Raw genomic sequence first — 1,650 nt, 5'->3', positions numbered from 1 at the left:
CAATCACCACCGACCCCACACCGGCATCGGCGGAATGACACCAATCGAGCGCCTACGCGTTCACAACCTACCCGTGAAGAACACCTAGCCGCGTCACTGCCAGCATGGGCTTCGGCATCAGGTCCGAACGTGCGGCCACGGGGCTACGCTGAGTCGCGGTAGTGCTGGCCGAGAAGGGACATGGCACATGTTGGGTCGGTATCTCAAAGCGCAGTTGACGGTGCTGCTGTTTGGCGGCCTGGTCGGACCGATCTTCCTGATCGTCTATTTCGCCCTCGGTGAGATGGCGCGGCCGTATCTCGGTTGGATGTTCTGGACCGGACTGTTCATCACCGCCGGTGACGTGCTGGCCGCCCTGTGGTTGACCAATGCGGGGGCGAAATCGGCGGCCCGGCATGAGGAACTCACCCAGCGCGGTGTGCTGGTGCTGGCTGCGATCACCGGCATTTCGGACACGTCCTGGTTCGTCAACGACCAGCAGATGATCAAGGTCAGTCTGCATTTCGACGTGCCCGGCCACGGGGGATTCGACGCGCAGGAAACGATGGCGTCCAGCCCGGCACGCATGCAGATCCTCAATGCCCATCACCTGGTCGCATTGGTTGAGCCAGGGACGCAGAAATATGAAATCGATTGGAATGCAAGCGCTTTGGTCGCCGGCGTGGTACCAGCGCAGTTCACTCTCGCCGAGGACAACAAGACCTACGATCTGCGCGGGCAGGCCGGACCGCTCATGGAGATCATGCAGATTCTGCGGGCCAACAACGTGCCGATGAATGGCACGATCGACATCCGGTCCAATCCCGCTGTGCGCCAGCAGGTGATGGCCGTCGTGCGGCGCGCCGCGGCGGGACAGCCCGTTGCTCCGACTGCCCCGCCCGCGGCCACACCGCCGGCGTACGTGCCGCCGCCGATGCCGCAAGTGTCTACGGCGCAGCGGTTACAGGAACTCGAGACCTTGCGTGCGACCGGAGCGATCACCGAGGCCGAGTACACCGCCAAGCGCCAGCAGATTCTGTCCGAGCTCTAGCGGCACTCCAAATCGCCTGGGCGGAGCGGGATCAGCTCCCGCCCCCCACCGGAGGGGTGTTGCCACTGGGGCCGTACGAACCGTTCTGATCGCCGGCATCTCCACCGCCCTGAGTGGGGCCGGAAGGTGGGTTGGCCTGGTTGCCGGAGGTCTCGCAGATCGAGGTGGACGTCTGTGGAATGGTGCAATCCTGCGGCGCGGCGGCCGCAACCGGTCCTGCGATCAGCGCGGCGGCGAAGGTACCGGCGACCAACGCCGGTGCAAGACGACGAGTGGGCACATGGGTCATCAGCATGCTGCTCCCTACTTCCAGATCGGGTGTTGCGCAGCGGCCCAGTGTCTGGGGCCCACTGCGGGGCGAGCCTGCGCGGGGTGCCTGTTCACCACCTGCGTCTGCCGGCACTGTGAAGGCCGCGGCTCGCCGACCAGCCATACCCGGGCCCTACGGCAGGCAAACACCGTCTGCAGATCCCGGTTGGCCTGGCCTGGTCTGGTTCCTAGAACACGTTTCAGCCGGCTTGCTAGCCTGGCGGGGACTGATCGAAAGGACCATTGATGACGACATCGTCGGGGACGCTTGAAGGACGAGTGGCATTCGTGACCGGTGCCGCGCGCGGCCA

2 protein-coding genes and 1 pseudogene are annotated in these 1,650 nt (G+C 65.0%); 2 read left to right on the top strand and 1 reads right to left on the bottom strand.

Annotated features, from left to right (window positions below; all coding sequences use genetic code 11):
- Nucleotides 1-187 precede the first annotated feature (187 nt).
- The gene (locus MSZK_RS01150) at nt 188-1,030 is read left to right on the top strand and encodes an SHOCT domain-containing protein (protein ID WP_099243976.1); all 843 of its coding nucleotides are present in this window, start codon (nt 188-190) and stop codon (nt 1,028-1,030) included.
- 31 nt (nt 1,031-1,061) lie between these two features.
- On the opposite strand, the gene MSZK_RS01145 is transcribed toward MSZK_RS01150, so the two are convergent.
- On the bottom strand, nt 1,062-1,325 hold the full coding sequence (locus MSZK_RS01145; RefSeq protein ID WP_142389825.1) for a hypothetical protein: 264 nt from the start codon (nt 1,323-1,325) through the stop codon (nt 1,062-1,064).
- Nucleotides 1,326-1,585: 260 nt separating this feature from the next.
- Between MSZK_RS01145 and MSZK_RS32770 the strand changes: the two are divergent.
- Nucleotides 1,586-1,650, top strand: a pseudogene (locus tag MSZK_RS32770) (hypothetical protein); the annotation flags it as partial.

The organism is Mycobacterium sp. shizuoka-1 (genome assembly GCF_002723835.1).
Lineage (GTDB): Bacteria > Actinomycetota > Actinomycetes > Mycobacteriales > Mycobacteriaceae > Mycobacterium.
Note: the sequence above shows the minus strand (reverse complement) of the source record. Positions and strands in the feature narration are given on the sequence as shown.